Genomic DNA, 13,172 nt, shown 5'->3' on the forward strand with positions numbered 1-13,172 from the left:
ATTAACCATCATTTCATGTATTCCGCATAACATTCTAACGTGTAGCCTGTTCATGCCTTCTTCTAACTCTTACGGAATGTTTTCTCCCACCGAAAGAAACAACCTGATTTTGTCCAGCTTTTATTCCAAAAATGATGATTAAAATTGATACAGCAGCGAGAATAAGTTGTGGTATAATCCATTGTTGCGTCACATCATAGATGAAACCAATTAGAATAGGACCGGTGGCGGCAAAGAAATAGCCGATGGACTGAGCCATTCCGGACAACTCGGCTGCTTGATGTGAATTTTCAGTCCGCAACCCGAATAAAAGGAGCGCCAAACTGATGGCGGATCCCCCAGCTAACCCCATCAAGATCATCCACAAAGGTACCAGTACTAACGGACCGCTGATAAGTCCCAGGAATCCAATCAAAAACAACGCTCCCACCATGGCTCCAAGAACCCGTTGGCTTCTAAAACGTACCGCCAGAACTGGCGTAATAAACGAAGCTGGCAAGGTCGAAAATTGGAGAAGCGAGAGCATCCAGCCTCCTTGTGAAATGTTCATACCTTGCTCTTGAAGCATTTCCGGCAGCCAAGCTGCAAGAATATAGTAGACAAACGATTGGAGGCCCATAAATAATGTGACCTGCCAAGCCAGTGAAGACTTCCACAAACGGCTGGACTCTCTATCAGCTTTTCCGTCAATATAAGCTGCAGACCTATGCCGGGATCGCAGCTGCGGTAACCAAACCGCCATTGCGATTATGGAAATGATGGACCAACTGATTAGCGAGCCGCGCCATCCGAATGCTTCTTTTTGCGCAAGAGAAACGCTTATGCCCGATCCGATTGCGGCGGAAAGATTCATGACAATCGCATAAACGCCTGTTATCAATCCGGATTTAGCGGGGAATTCCCTTTTAATAAGACCCGGGAGGAGCACATTCCCCATAGCGATAGCGATACCAATTAAGATCGTCCCGAACATCAAGCCTGCAAACAATGGGACGGACCTCAGAAGAATGCCACCGGTGAGGATCAGCAGCCCGGCGAATAAGGTATGCTCAATGCCGATTCTAAGTGCGACTTTAGGCGCCAATGATGAACAGACCGCGAAAGCGATAAGCGGCAGTGTTGTCAGCATACCGGCCAATGTGTTTGATATCCCCGTATCTTCGCGTATGATATTAACCAATGGTCCGACAGAAGTAAATGGCCCCCTCAGCGTAGCGGCAATAAAAATGATGCCCAGCAATTTTAGCATTACATTTTTGGGTGTTATGTTTCCAGATTCTTCATTTTCAACAGTTATCAATGGTTCTCTCTCCCTTTGCAAAAGTGAAATCGAGTGTTAGAAGAGGTATCTCTAACCTACAATACATGATTTGCGTACTTACACTCATTCAATATATAGTCTATATTGAAGCAGAGTCAATCAAAAGGAAGAAAGGACCGATAATGATGTCTACGAATGAAACGATGAGAGCGGTAGGTCTTTATCAATATTTGCCGGCCGATCACCCGGAAAGCTTGCTCGACGTGGTGGTGCAGAAGCCGGCTCCTGCAGGTCGGGACCTGCTGGTCCGCATTAAAGCGATCTCGGTGAACCCGGTCGATACGAAGGTACGCGCACCGAAGTCCAAACGCGAAGAAGCTCCGCGCGTCCTCGGCTGGGATGCGGCCGGAATTGTCGAAGAGACGGGACCGGACTGCACGCTATTCCATCCCGGCGACGAAGTATATTATGCCGGAAGTATTGTAAGACCGGGCACTAACAGCGAATTTCATTTGGTGGACGAGAGGATCGTCGGACGGAAGCCGCGTACTCTCGATTTCGCCGCGGCTGCCGCTCTGCCGCTAACTGCAATTACGGCTTGGGAAGCGCTGTACAACCGTCTAGGCGTCTCTTCCCAACATGCGGAAAACAGCGGCCGAACGATCCTGATGATCGGCGCCGCAGGCGGCGTCGGCTCCATCGCCATCCAACTGGCGAAGCTGGCTGGACTCATCGTCATCGGCACCGCATCCCGGCCGGAATCGTCGGCATGGGCTAAAAGCATGGGTGCCGACCATATCATCAACCATCACGAAGCTTTCATGCCCCAGCTTCGGGCAATAGGCATCGAGTATGTGGATTATATTTTCTGCCTGTACGATACAGCCGTGTATTGGAGTTCGATGGTGGAAGCGATCAGGCCCCAGGGGAAAATTTGCTCCATTGTCGAGACGGCCGCGCCGCTTCATTTGACGCAGCTGCAGAGCAAGAGCGCCACCTTCGTTTGGGAGCTGATGTTTACGCGTCCAATGTTTCAAACGGAAGATATGGAGGAGCAGCATAAGCTATTGAACCTGATCGCGGACGAAATTGACATGGGACGGCTGCGTACGACGGAAACTAGCCGCCTGTCCCCCATCAATGCGACGAATCTGCGGAAAGCACATGCCCAGTTGGAATCGAAAGGCATGATCGGAAAACTGGTTATTGATCGTTTCGACTGATCCCTCGCTCGAGCAGATGTAGTTTCGAAAATGATCTTCCTGGGTGACCAGTACGGTACTCGTTCCGAACGCAGTATGATTTCACCAAATTGAGCAAAAAAGGATGATCCAAGCTAGAAAGCCCTCCCAGAATTCGGAGGGCTTGGCTTGTTTATGCAAGGATTGCTCGAACAATTATGAATGTCCCCGATTTTACCCAAATCGTCGAAAACAAAAGGCAGCAAGTGCTATGCTAGCTAGACTGCCGCTCTTTAATTGCTATCGTATCCCGTTTGCTGATATATTGCATGATACGATTACGGATTGCGCTCAAAGGTTCTGTCCTTATCAACCAGAGCTCACTTATACCCGATCTGTTTTGCTTTTTTGGCGTGTCGGTCACAAAGCAATTCACTAAATGAATTTGTCTGTATGGATCAGGTTATTGTATTTAGCCTGCACGGCCTTAAGCGCCTTGGCTTGCAAGGAATCCGGAAGATGCTGCATCATCTCGATACGGTTGTTATCCGGAACCAGAATCCAAAACTGCAAGCAGCCGCTGCGGCCCGTCGTGATTTCTTTATCCAACTTTCCGCCTCTTTCCTTAATTTGCCGAACGGTTTCATAGGCGTTGTCCACCTCGTAGCATTGATGGTTCATGCCTACAGCGGTAGGCACATAATGATACTCCTCCTCACCGCCGGGAAACAATTCTATAAAATGATTTCAGCCGATATGCAAATACAAAATCCGTAGCGACCCGTCGTCATTATGTATCCTGAATGCTTCTTCAAACCCGAGAATGTTAGTGTAAAAATCAACGGAACGGTCCATATCCTTTACTTTTACTCCATAATGAGTGATCCCTGTTATCATGGCTTAGCCTCCAAACATATAAATTAGGGTATAAATTTTATGCAAATCGGGGCGGACTGTAAATCCAATCGTTCAGCCAGTTCTAGTTTACCCGACGGATGAATCGCAAAGGTTACGACTTGATTGGAGCCCTCATTCGTTGCCAAAAGGAATCGTCCGTCGGGAGATACCGCGATACTGCGGGGCTTTTCCCCTCCGGATGAAACATGCTCAAGATAAACTAAAGTTCCGTCCCCATTCACTTTATAAACAACGATGCTGTCATGCCCGCGGTTCGTGCCATAAACAAAATTGCCGCACTGGGATAGCTGTATATCCGCGCATTTGCTTACGCCATTAAAACCCTCAGGGAGCGTAGAAATCGTCTGCAGATCTTTCAGCGCGCAAACCGAAGCATCGTACTTATATACGATGATGGTGGAACTTAGCTCATTAATCATATAAGCAAAGCTCATGGCGTGATGGAATATTAAATGTCTCGGGCCAGAACCAGGTGCGATCGGTTGCGTACGCTCTAGCGCCAAATCATGGTTTACATGATCGATCCGATAAAAATAGATCAGATCCGTCCCTAAATCGGCGACGATCGCAAAACGGTTCGAAGGATCCGGTAAAATACAATGTGGATGAGACGTGTTTTGCGGGCCTATAACGATGCTGCTGCCTTCATGGAAAATACAGCGTGATACGCTATCTATACTCCCTCCCGGCTTCAACGGCAGCACGCTGATCGTTTCGCCCCCGTAATTGGCGGCGAACAGCATGGTGAACGACGGATCTGCGCTCACATAGTTAGGGTTAGCCCCCAACGTAGCCTGTTTGCTGATGAGTCGCAGAGAAGCGGTGCCGGGATCGTACGCGTAGCTTACCGCGAAGCCTGTACCTGCCCCCTCCATTCCTACAACATAAATGAGGTTATGTTTGGAATCCATCGTCACATAGGCGGATTTGGAAAGCTCGCTGTAGGACTGCATCACGCTGAGCTTTCCCAGGTCCTCGTCAAAACGGCTTACATAAATACTGGGGGCTCCTTCGGAAGCCACACAGCCTATAAAAACATTCATTGTGTTATCATCCTCTTTCCCCAAAAAATCCTTGCATGCCGCATAACTCCAGTTCACCAAGTTAGATGCAGCCTTGCCGCTCAAATCCCTCAGATCCTTGCCGTATACGAACTCCAGTTTGGTGCCGTTCGGATCTTTAACCATCTCAGCTCATAGCCAAGCCACTTCATGAAAGCGTTAAGAATTATGCATGATCGACGTATGAGCTATACTCAACGGTGATGATTTCGGATTGTCCAGATGATTGTAAAGTTGTCCCAATAAAGAGTCTCTTATTGAAAATCCCCCGGGTTGAAGGCGGCGCCTTCGCCCGGGGGATTAGATTTTATTTATCCCCCCGATCTCAAATTTATCACTGGTTCCTGGGAATATTCGAAGTAATCAAATGAGGTTCTGCAGCCATTGCCCGCGGGGGACTGAGCTACAACGCCAACCTTGATTTCTGTTGGAGCCTCCATACGGAAATACCTTACCAGAGTCCACGATGTTCCATTTACTGAATAAAAGAAGGCGAAGCAATTCCCGAATCTGGTCACTCTCAAGTAAGGCTTCTTTTCGCTGACTTTCTCGGAGTTGCAGTCGTCCGAAGTGCCTTTGGTCACTACACTGACCATCGTCGGAATTTTATTTGGATATTCAAAGCACAGCTTTGCCCAGTTTTCTTCATCTACCATAATCATGATACAAGCGGAATCGAAATCTTCGACCATATCAACCTTGACCCGGGCCGATACGGTAAAATCACCATTGAGCTCGGTATAAAGGTAAGGAGCCGAGTTCCTAGGACTTCCTCCCTTCGGATCGCGGAAGTAATCCGCCAAGGGTGGCGCAATTATCGTTAGCCTGCCGTCACCGTCGAATCCCCAGGATTCAGGTTGATTCATCCACTTAAAGCCTGGTGCTAATTGCTGGCCTTGCCGGTATTGTTCAAAAAGATTCATATTAAGCCTCCTTATTTCTGAAAAGATTCCGGATCGTCTCAACCGATTGCCTGAAGCGAGGGATTTGTCCGGACGGGCTGCTCACCGTCCGTATGAACCGTTTGACCGGTATTCTCCGATATATGAATTCGGCATGAGCTGCCTCAATCCCTTGTTTCCACCAAACTGCTTTTGAAAAGGATTGAACTAAAACCGAGGCATGGATACTTCAGTGAAGGAGTTGCAATAGTCCGGCTCCTTTTTGGTTTATTCAACAAATAGGAATGCTGCCCGTTTAATAAATAGGACGCTCCCGCACCTTCGCTTGAGCTTCGTCCTCCTAATTATATTCCATTTCCAATTATTAATTAAAGTACATACGTGGGTAGCATGTAAGGGGCTCAAACTAATCTAAGCACTAAGAAAACACTTTATTATTCAGTCTATAACTTTATTTTCTAGTCTAAAACTTTATTTACTCCAAACAGCATCTCGTTTTTTTTTGCTTTAGACCGTAACAATATTTTAATAGATTCTTGAATGCAACATTTTCAGCCCGTCTGACGTATGAGGTACTGGAAGAAAAAACTCAACGAGGTGATAGGACTTGAATTCCCCAAAAAAACTTCTCAGCTTTTCCGCTGCCGCCGTATTGTCCCTTTCATTAGCAGGTCAAAGCTTTGCCGCAACGACAGCTTTCACCGATCTGGATCAGGTTGCGGCCAAAGATAAAATTATTTCTCTGCAATCGCAGGGTTTCGTATCGGGAGTCAGCAGTGATCTGTTTCAGCCCAATGCCGCTCTAACGGCCGGACAAGGCATTCAAATGATCGTCAAGGCGCTTGGTTGGAGCATCGACACCACCAAATTTGTAAAAGCGCCCCAGGCAACCGACTATTTTGTGAAAGCGAAAAATGACGCATGGTATTCGCAAAGCTTAATTATTGCGGCGAATAACGGCCTGAACCTTCCTGCCGATCTCGATCCGGACCAGAAATGGACGAAGGAGACCTTTACCAAAGAGTTGGTCCTTGCGTTGGAAGGACACCAAATTTTTCACATGATGAAGCTCCTGCCCATCAAGATCAACGACCAGGATGAAATCACCCTCGACAATCTCGGTCCGATCCAAATCGCCATTTACAAAGGGATTACATCGCTCGACTCCGACGGCAAATTCCATCCACAAACGGATATTACACGCGCGCAAGCCGCCGAAATGATTTATAACACGCTCAAGTACATCCACCCTGCTCCGAATCAGACCCCGGCACCGAAATCAACCGACGCTGTTCCAAGGGTTGGAAGCAGCCAACCGATGAAACGAGTCGCCGGACAAACGGGTCAAGTTGACCAAACCGTTGCAAGCCTGGACGATAAGGTCGGCAAAATGACGGCCGGTTCCATCGTATACGAGAATACCCAATACGGCTTTCGGTTCACTCTGCCGGACAGTTGGGAAGGGTACACGATTGTAACGGACAAGTGGGAGGGGCTTTCGTTAGGGGATTCGCAAGGCGAGAAGGTGGTGGAAAGCGGCCCAAAGATTAGCATCCGGCATCCCGCATGGACCTCCGAACAGCCGAGACAGGATATCCCCATTCTCGTCTTTACCGTTGCCCAATGGAATGCGCTTCAGCAGGGAAAATTCCATATCGGCGCAGCGCCCATCGGCCCAAGCGAACTGATCCACAATGCCAATTACATGTTTGCGCTTCCGGCGCGCTATAACTTTGCCTACCCTGCAGGCTACCAAGAAGTGAAGGACATATTAAAGAACAAGCCGATTCAACCGATTTCGTAATCAAAATCTTTTTCTTCGAGGAGGCGCGAATCATTCGCGCCTGCTTTTTTATGACCATCGAATGCTCTCTGCCTCCAAAGAATATGGCAATTTCCCTGGTGGTGCTGGCGAACTCATTGTTGGCTGAGACCGCCCGATCGATCCCGCGATGTTTGTGTTGAGCTATAGTAATCCGTTAGCCCAATCTTTTTTCAAAGTTTTAGATCATTTTTAGCTAAATCCAAAGCAACTGCTATTTTAATCTGACTCGTCTGACTAAGTCCCTTAGTCAAATTCTCTATTGGATATACATCTATTATTGGAGCTACTTCATCATCGAAGCGATCCAATTCAATCATAATAACTGAATGTGTGTCCACAAGAAAAGTGATAATATCTTCCCCCTGCTCCTGTGTCCAGTATAAGATGTATGCTGTTTTCATTGTGGGAAAAGTCTGACTTATTATGTTTAAAAATCTTCGCATGGATGTATCATTGAAAAGACGAATTCTAGAGGCTTGTAATTCTTTTCTGGATGCTTGTTCTGTCATGGTCCCTCTAAGTTTCATGACTTGCCCTTCTTTCCTTAATGAATGCCGACGATTATTTGTACATTACTCATTCATGAGAATTCCATATTATCCTACCATTTAGCTTAACGAGGCCGCCCGATCGATGGATCGATCCCGCGGCGGCTTGATGATATTAGTCAAAATCATACCTTCGAAACATTAATTTGTAACCAATTATTCTTGATCCTTGTTCTCACAACAAAAGGGTCAAGTTCTTGTCGTCCGACACGACTCCACCAATACTATAAAATTTTATTTTATAGTTCAGTAACACTTAAATACGAACTTCTATAATATTCGCTCATACTAAACACCTGATAGTTCGTATTTACATGTTACACGTACTTCATTTAGTTCGTAGTCAATGTTACAATTTACATTTGGGCCGTTCTAATGATTAGAGCGGCCAGAACAAATAAAAGGATTGAATTCTATTGTGCGGTCAATATAATCGGGCCATCCGCAGTAATGGCGACCGTATGCTCGTACTGTGCGGAAAGCGAGCCGTCAGCGGTTCTGGCGGTCCATCCGTCGGCATCAATCGTCATTAACGCTTTTCCGGCATTTAGCATCGGCTCGATCGTAAAAACCATCCCTTCCTTCAAGCGGAACCCTTTGCCCGGATTCCCGACGTGGGTATAACTAGGTTCCTCGTGCATCTCCCTTCCTACGCCATGACCGAGCAGATCGCGCACCACCGAGAATCCGTTTCGCTCGGCATGGGTTTGAACCGCGTGCATCACATCGCCGATCCGGTTTCCGACGACAGCTTTTTCGACACCAAGATATAAGCATTCCTTCGTTACCCGCATCAGATTACGGGCTTCTTCCGACACCTCGCCGACCGCATAACACCAAGCTGAATCGCCGATCCAGCCATCCGCATCCGCGACGATGTCGATTTTGACGATGTCGCCTTCCTTGAGCGGCTTCCGAGTCGGAAAACCATGCGCAATGACGTCGTTGACAGACGCACATGTCGCAAACGGATAGCCGTTGTAGCCTATCGTATAAGCCTTGGCGTCATTCTCCTTCAGGAACCGCACCGCGAACGACTCGATATCGAGCGTCGTGACACCCGGCCGGATCATACCTGCGATTGCTTGATGAAAAGCAGCGACAATTCGGCCGGCTTTTCTCATTTCTTCAATTTCTGCTCTCGATTTCAGGATGACCATTCCATTCATCTCTCCTTTGACTGTATGCCTGAAAAAATCATATCGACGATCCCTTCCACATCCATCTCGTTCCGCATATTGTGGTGGATGTTCAATGCTGTGCAGCCAACAAGCGAGCCAAATATCAGATTAGCTGTTTTCTCCGGTGATTTGAAACCGATTCCTTCACGAATCATTTCCACAAACGGCAAATAGATCCGTTCCTGAAAATCGGCAAACAGCTTGATGAACCGGTTTCCCGGGAAGTGATGAAAATTATCCGCAACCGTTTTAAGCAAAATAAATACGGAAGGATCCTGGATGCACTTCCGCAGGAGCAGCCTGGAGAACGACTCAGCTTTAAGCAAACTGCCGCCGTCCCCCGTCAAAGCGGGCAGTACTGCCGACTCCGTTCGATTCAGGGCATCCCACAGTAAATCTTCCAAAAGCATGTGCTTATTTTTGTAGTAATGATACACGGTTCCGTAGCCGAGCTCTGCCTTGACCGCAACATCGCGTATTTCCAATTGAATGCCCTTCTCCAAATATACTTCCGCAGCCGCTTGCATAATTTGGTTCATCCGCATCTCCCGGATCGCGTCATTCTGTTCTTTGGTACGTGGTGACATGGCTCCTCCTTTTTTAGACCTGCAGTAATGTCAATGTAAAATTAATATAGTTCATTTGGAAGTAAGGATCAAGTACTTCGATTCGCCTTTTTTTTCGGATAAAGCTTTATCCAGCAAAGGAAAAGAGTCGGGAAAAATGGCGTTTATCGTCGTCGTCGAAGCTGCTGGTGGGTACTATCCTCTTTCTTGAGTTTTCTGTGATATCTTTTTTGTGTCCGGTTTCCAGGTAATACCTTATGAAAAACAAAAAACACCCATTCTACCCAGGAATGAGTGTTTGATCTCTGAAGCCTTTGTCGGGCGTTTGAGCCTATACCATGACCAATCCGCCATCCACCCGCAGACACTGGCCCGTGACAAAGCCCGCCAGGTCCGAAGCGAAAAATAATACGGCTCCCGTAATATCCTTAGGCGAAGCAAGCCGCCCCATGGGCGTAAGTCGGGTCAGGATGTCCCGGACATCCTCCTTCGTATCGCGGCTGGAATCCGTCGGATAGGTCAGCCCCGGGGAGACGCAGTTTACTGTAATACCAAAAGCGCCCAGCTCCGCGGCCAGGTTTCGGCTGAAGCCCAAAAGCGCTGTTTTCGCTGTTGTATAGTCATGATAGGGCACTACAGGAAAATCGGTCAAATTGGACACCATGTTAATGATCCGTCCCTCATGCTGTGCCTTCATGTAAGGCATGGCCGCCTTGCAGACATGAAATGCGCCGCCCAGGCTCCCCTCAAGCTGGGTCTGGTAATCCTTCCACTGCAAGTCCCAGGCGGGTTTGCGGGTTTTGGGATTGAACGTGTAGTGGCTAAGTGCATTATTGACCACGACATCAATCGTACCAAAGTTATCTATAATCTCTGCCATCATCCGCTCCACCGACGCTAGGTCCGTCACATCCGCCTGCAGGGCCGCGGCTTCTCCGCCGGTCAAACGAATCGTGTTCACCACTTCATCGGCCGCTTGCCGATTTCGGAGATAATTCACGATGACGATACCGCCCAGGGCACCAAACGCTTCCGCTATTTTCGCACCGATTCCGCGGCTCGCCCCGGTCACCAAAATTACTTTCCCTTTAAAGTCCATTCGTACCTGACTCCTTTCATTCCACATCCGGGTCGAATTGCTCAGCGGCCTGCTCAACACTTGCTTCAATATCCACCCAGCGGACGAAATCCAGCAGGTTAAACCGTCCGTCATGGTGCCACCCCGCCGGTGTCCGCGGCATGCGCCCGACGGCGCAAATGCGGGTTACCCCAAGCCTGCCAAGCTCATCGGAGAGCGTCAGCAACCGCTCCGGCCCCACCGCGACGGCAGCGGTTTGCAGGTAGTCGCTGAAAGGAGAAATAGATGCTGCTCCCTCTTCTAGCGTATCACAACGGAATACGTGAACCGTCCGATTTAAAGGCGACGGCTCAAAGCCTGTTTTATCATGATAAATGACTGTCCAATCAGTTCCCTGTTTGCTGGTATATACAGCCACCTCGTCACTGCCGAGGGATTGCATTTCATACCGGCTTCGAACAGCCTGAATGGCCATCGATTCTTCATCCGATAACGCCGCCCTGGGCTTCTTCTCCTGGTAATTTTGCATCTCCGCGGCAAGCAGCTGGCCGAATTGTCTTGGGGTCACCGCACCGGCCTCTTCAACCAAAATGCTATGCGGCGAGAGGCAGCCCTGCTGATCATAAACCGAGGCGTCCTCTGCCACGCGGCGGGCGGTCTCCCGGTACCGGTCGGCCGTCAGCGCTTCCCTGCCGATCATTGCAAAGCTGACCTTATGGCCGTAGGTGACGAATCGCTTGGCGCCGCTAACCCGTTGGCGCAGCTGCCGGACCGGTTCTTCGCCGCCGTAGATGACAATCCCGTCAGCCGCTTCCATAACTGTGTCCTCGATCTCAATGGTGCCGCCCTTCCACGGAACAATCGCCATGCAATCGGCCAGCTCCGGGTCTACTTCTGCTAAAGATTCCGCGAACAAAACGGGCATCAACGGCTCGGAGGAGGACGTTTTGCCCAGGTTGGCGGCTTTAAGCAAGAAGCCAGAGACAAGGCTCCAAACGGGAAGTCCGGGTACATTGCCGGAAAAAACATGAAACAGGAGCTCGGGGCCGTAGGCGCGGCTCAGACCTCCGTTTTTTCTTGGGCGGAACTCATCGAGCACCGCCGGATTATCAAACTCCTCATCGAGAAAACGAAGCAGCTCCTTTTTGCGAAAGGTCCGCATAAGCCGCTTCAGCTCCAGCCGGATCATTTCACGGTCATACCCGGTAATGACCGGCAGCCAGGCTTCAGCCAGACGCCGAAGCTCATAATCGGGATCCAGCCATTTTTGTACGGCTTGATCGAGCTTAGCCACAATTTGCCCGGTAGACAATCGGAAGAGATACTGCTTGCGGCGTTCCCGAAGCGTATGCGCGATCTCATTCATCAGCTTGGGTGTCAAGACCGGCAGCTGCAAAACGAGCTCGCATTCCGCGCCTTGAAATCGCCGCTCCGTAAATAACTCCGGCTGAATGCCGCCCGGAAGTTTATAAGCAGGCCGGATGAGCTGTTCACCTTGGACATCCTTCATGTTTGATCCTGCTTTCGTGCTACGCTGAGCAGCTGGTCCACCGCAATCGAACAGCCGCGGGCCTCCGATCCTTTCAATCGTCCAAGAAGATCCAGGCCTTTTTCCGTTTTACGACCCATGTCCTCGGTTAAAATGGCCAGTGCAGAGTTCCAATTCGCCAAATCGATATGCGCCAGCACGCCTGTTTCACCGTCGGGCAGAGGCTGCAGCGTATCGGGATCCAACACAAGCGTACGCACCCAAGCCGGACCTTTTTTAAGACGGTTCAGTACACCCGATCCATGTTTGCTTCGGATGGTTTGATCATAGAATTGAGAGCACAGCTCCGTCATCCCGTACATATTGATACAATCATCACGTTCTACGCCGAAATCACTGGAAAAACGGGCATACAGTTCATCGGCTGTAATTTCCCGGGCTTGTCCCTTCAAGCCGCCGGTATCAAAAACACGGCTTCCCTCCGGTAAACGGAAGCGCAGCCCCCGTTCCTCCATGGCGTCGAGCAGATGCACATAAGCAAACGTTGCACCAAGCAGAAGTAACGGTTCCCCCTGTTTTTCACTCTCCTGAAGCGCCTGGAATACCGCATCCATGTCAAGCCCTTTCGCCTCCGAGAAGAAAAACCGGCTATTCGGCGTACCAAAGCGCTCCACCGCCTTCGTTAAATAACGGGACAGTGACGAGTTCCGGTTCACATCCTCCGCCGGGGAAAGCAGAAACATCGTCATGCGGTCCCGGTCCGGCAAGACGAAATGCTTAAACGGCCCGGCCATCGATTCGTCCCAAACCCGGAAGGTCGGGTGGTACTGCTTGCCCTTTTTATCGGCATTCGTCGTCCCGCTGGTCATGAACACCGCTTCTGCCTCCTCCGGCGGCTCGCAGGACAAAGTCAATTCCTTGAACGCTTGGATCGGAATCGGCGGAAGTTCGCGCCAGTCCTTTACCGTGAACGGCGTTTTGCGCCGGGCCTGGGCATATTTTTTATAGGCGGGATTGAAGGTGAACTGGAACTTAAACAGCTGCAAGGCAAGCTCTTGAAAGGCTTTATTGGTTTCCGTTTCAGTCAGATCACAATCCGAGTACTTTTCGATATAGGCTATTAAGCTTTTGATCATTTCAACCGATTCTTTACGCAACGGGC

11 protein-coding genes and 1 pseudogene are annotated in these 13,172 nt (G+C 49.3%); 2 read left to right on the forward strand and 10 right to left on the reverse strand.

The genetic code is table 11. The annotated features are described in order from the left end of the window. Nucleotides 1-34: 34 nt before the first annotated feature. Nucleotides 35-1,300, reverse strand: coding sequence for a CynX/NimT family MFS transporter (locus tag O9H85_RS32145; RefSeq protein ID WP_333474292.1), 1,266 nt, complete (start codon nucleotides 1,298-1,300; stop codon nucleotides 35-37). A gap of 146 nt (nucleotides 1,301-1,446) precedes the next feature. Here O9H85_RS32145 and O9H85_RS32150 point away from each other — a divergent pair, with 146 nt between their 5' ends. Continuing rightward, entirely contained in the window at nucleotides 1,447-2,484 is a 1,038-nt protein-coding gene (locus O9H85_RS32150; protein ID WP_269885513.1) for a zinc-binding alcohol dehydrogenase family protein, read from the forward strand. Nucleotides 2,485-2,877: 393 nt separating this feature from the next. Here O9H85_RS32150 and O9H85_RS37585 read toward each other — a convergent pair. From O9H85_RS37585 to O9H85_RS32165, 3 genes and pseudogenes are all read right to left on the reverse strand, one after another. Then, a pseudogene (locus O9H85_RS37585) lies at nucleotides 2,878-3,339 on the reverse strand (VOC family protein). A gap of 23 nt (nucleotides 3,340-3,362) precedes the next feature. Continuing rightward, the gene (locus tag O9H85_RS32160) at nucleotides 3,363-4,547 is read right to left on the reverse strand and encodes a lactonase family protein (protein ID WP_269885463.1); all 1,185 of its coding nucleotides are present in this window, start codon (nucleotides 4,545-4,547) and stop codon (nucleotides 3,363-3,365) included. Nucleotides 4,548-4,732: 185 nt separating this feature from the next. After that, on the reverse strand, nucleotides 4,733-5,344 hold the full coding sequence (locus O9H85_RS32165) for a DUF1349 domain-containing protein (RefSeq protein ID WP_269885464.1): 612 nt from the start codon (nucleotides 5,342-5,344) through the stop codon (nucleotides 4,733-4,735). A gap of 586 nt (nucleotides 5,345-5,930) precedes the next feature. On the opposite strand from O9H85_RS32165, the gene O9H85_RS32170 reads away from it, so the two are divergent. Then, on the forward strand, nucleotides 5,931-7,127 hold the full coding sequence (locus O9H85_RS32170) for an S-layer homology domain-containing protein (protein WP_269885465.1): 1,197 nt from the start codon (nucleotides 5,931-5,933) through the stop codon (nucleotides 7,125-7,127). 191 nt (nucleotides 7,128-7,318) lie between these two features. Here the strand turns inward: O9H85_RS32170 and O9H85_RS32175 are convergent, their stop codons facing one another. The 6 genes from O9H85_RS32175 to O9H85_RS32200 all read right to left on the reverse strand — a co-directional run bounded on the left by O9H85_RS32175 (nucleotide 7,319) and on the right by O9H85_RS32200 (nucleotide 13,167). Further along, nucleotides 7,319-7,675, reverse strand: coding sequence for a hypothetical protein (locus O9H85_RS32175; RefSeq protein WP_269885466.1), 357 nt, complete (start codon nucleotides 7,673-7,675; stop codon nucleotides 7,319-7,321). 434 nt (nucleotides 7,676-8,109) lie between these two features. Beyond that, nucleotides 8,110-8,856 carry a type I methionyl aminopeptidase gene (map, locus tag O9H85_RS32180; protein WP_269885467.1) on the reverse strand — a complete coding sequence of 249 codons (747 nt, stop codon included), beginning with the start codon at nucleotides 8,854-8,856 and terminating at the stop codon, nucleotides 8,110-8,112. 5 nt (nucleotides 8,857-8,861) lie between these two features. Beyond that, nucleotides 8,862-9,464 (reverse strand): TetR/AcrR family transcriptional regulator, encoded by a 603-nt coding sequence (locus tag O9H85_RS32185; protein WP_269885468.1) that lies wholly within the window; start codon nucleotides 9,462-9,464, stop codon nucleotides 8,862-8,864. A 310-nt stretch (nucleotides 9,465-9,774) separates the two neighbouring features. Then, complete coding sequence (locus O9H85_RS32190) at nucleotides 9,775-10,542, reverse strand: 3-oxoacyl-ACP reductase (RefSeq protein WP_269885469.1); 768 nt, start codon at nucleotides 10,540-10,542, stop codon at nucleotides 9,775-9,777. 16 nt (nucleotides 10,543-10,558) lie between these two features. Next, nucleotides 10,559-12,031 (reverse strand): acyl-CoA reductase, encoded by a 1,473-nt coding sequence (locus tag O9H85_RS32195; protein ID WP_269885470.1) that lies wholly within the window; start codon nucleotides 12,029-12,031, stop codon nucleotides 10,559-10,561. Beyond that, the gene (locus tag O9H85_RS32200) at nucleotides 12,028-13,167 is read right to left on the reverse strand and encodes a LuxE/PaaK family acyltransferase (RefSeq protein WP_269885471.1); all 1,140 of its coding nucleotides are present in this window, start codon (nucleotides 13,165-13,167) and stop codon (nucleotides 12,028-12,030) included. The genes O9H85_RS32195 and O9H85_RS32200 overlap by 4 nt, the downstream gene beginning before the upstream one ends. Nucleotides 13,168-13,172 lie beyond the last annotated feature (5 nt).

This window comes from Paenibacillus gyeongsangnamensis (assembly GCF_027533625.1).
Classification (GTDB): Bacteria; Bacillota; Bacilli; order Paenibacillales; family NBRC-103111; genus Paenibacillus_G; species Paenibacillus_G gyeongsangnamensis.

What these genes read in the sequence shown, in the direction of transcription:
- O9H85_RS32150 (WP_269885513.1), top strand. Translation starts at nt 1,447, where the DNA reads ATGTCTACGAATGAAACGATGAGAGCGGTAGGTCTTTATCAATATTTG.
- O9H85_RS32160 (WP_269885463.1), bottom strand. Translation starts at nt 4,547, where the DNA reads ATGGTTAAAGATCCGAACGGCACCAAACTGGAGTTCGTATACGGCAAG.
- O9H85_RS32165 (WP_269885464.1), bottom strand. Translation starts at nt 5,344, where the DNA reads ATGAATCTTTTTGAACAATACCGGCAAGGCCAGCAATTAGCACCAGGC.
- O9H85_RS32175 (WP_269885466.1), bottom strand. Translation starts at nt 7,675, where the DNA reads ATGAAACTTAGAGGGACCATGACAGAACAAGCATCCAGAAAAGAATTA.
- map (WP_269885467.1), bottom strand. Translation starts at nt 8,856, where the DNA reads ATGGTCATCCTGAAATCGAGAGCAGAAATTGAAGAAATGAGAAAAGCC.
- O9H85_RS32185 (WP_269885468.1), bottom strand. Translation starts at nt 9,464, where the DNA reads ATGTCACCACGTACCAAAGAACAGAATGACGCGATCCGGGAGATGCGG.
- O9H85_RS32190 (WP_269885469.1), bottom strand. Translation starts at nt 10,542, where the DNA reads ATGGACTTTAAAGGGAAAGTAATTTTGGTGACCGGGGCGAGCCGCGGA.
- O9H85_RS32195 (WP_269885470.1), bottom strand. Translation starts at nt 12,031, where the DNA reads ATGAAGGATGTCCAAGGTGAACAGCTCATCCGGCCTGCTTATAAACTT.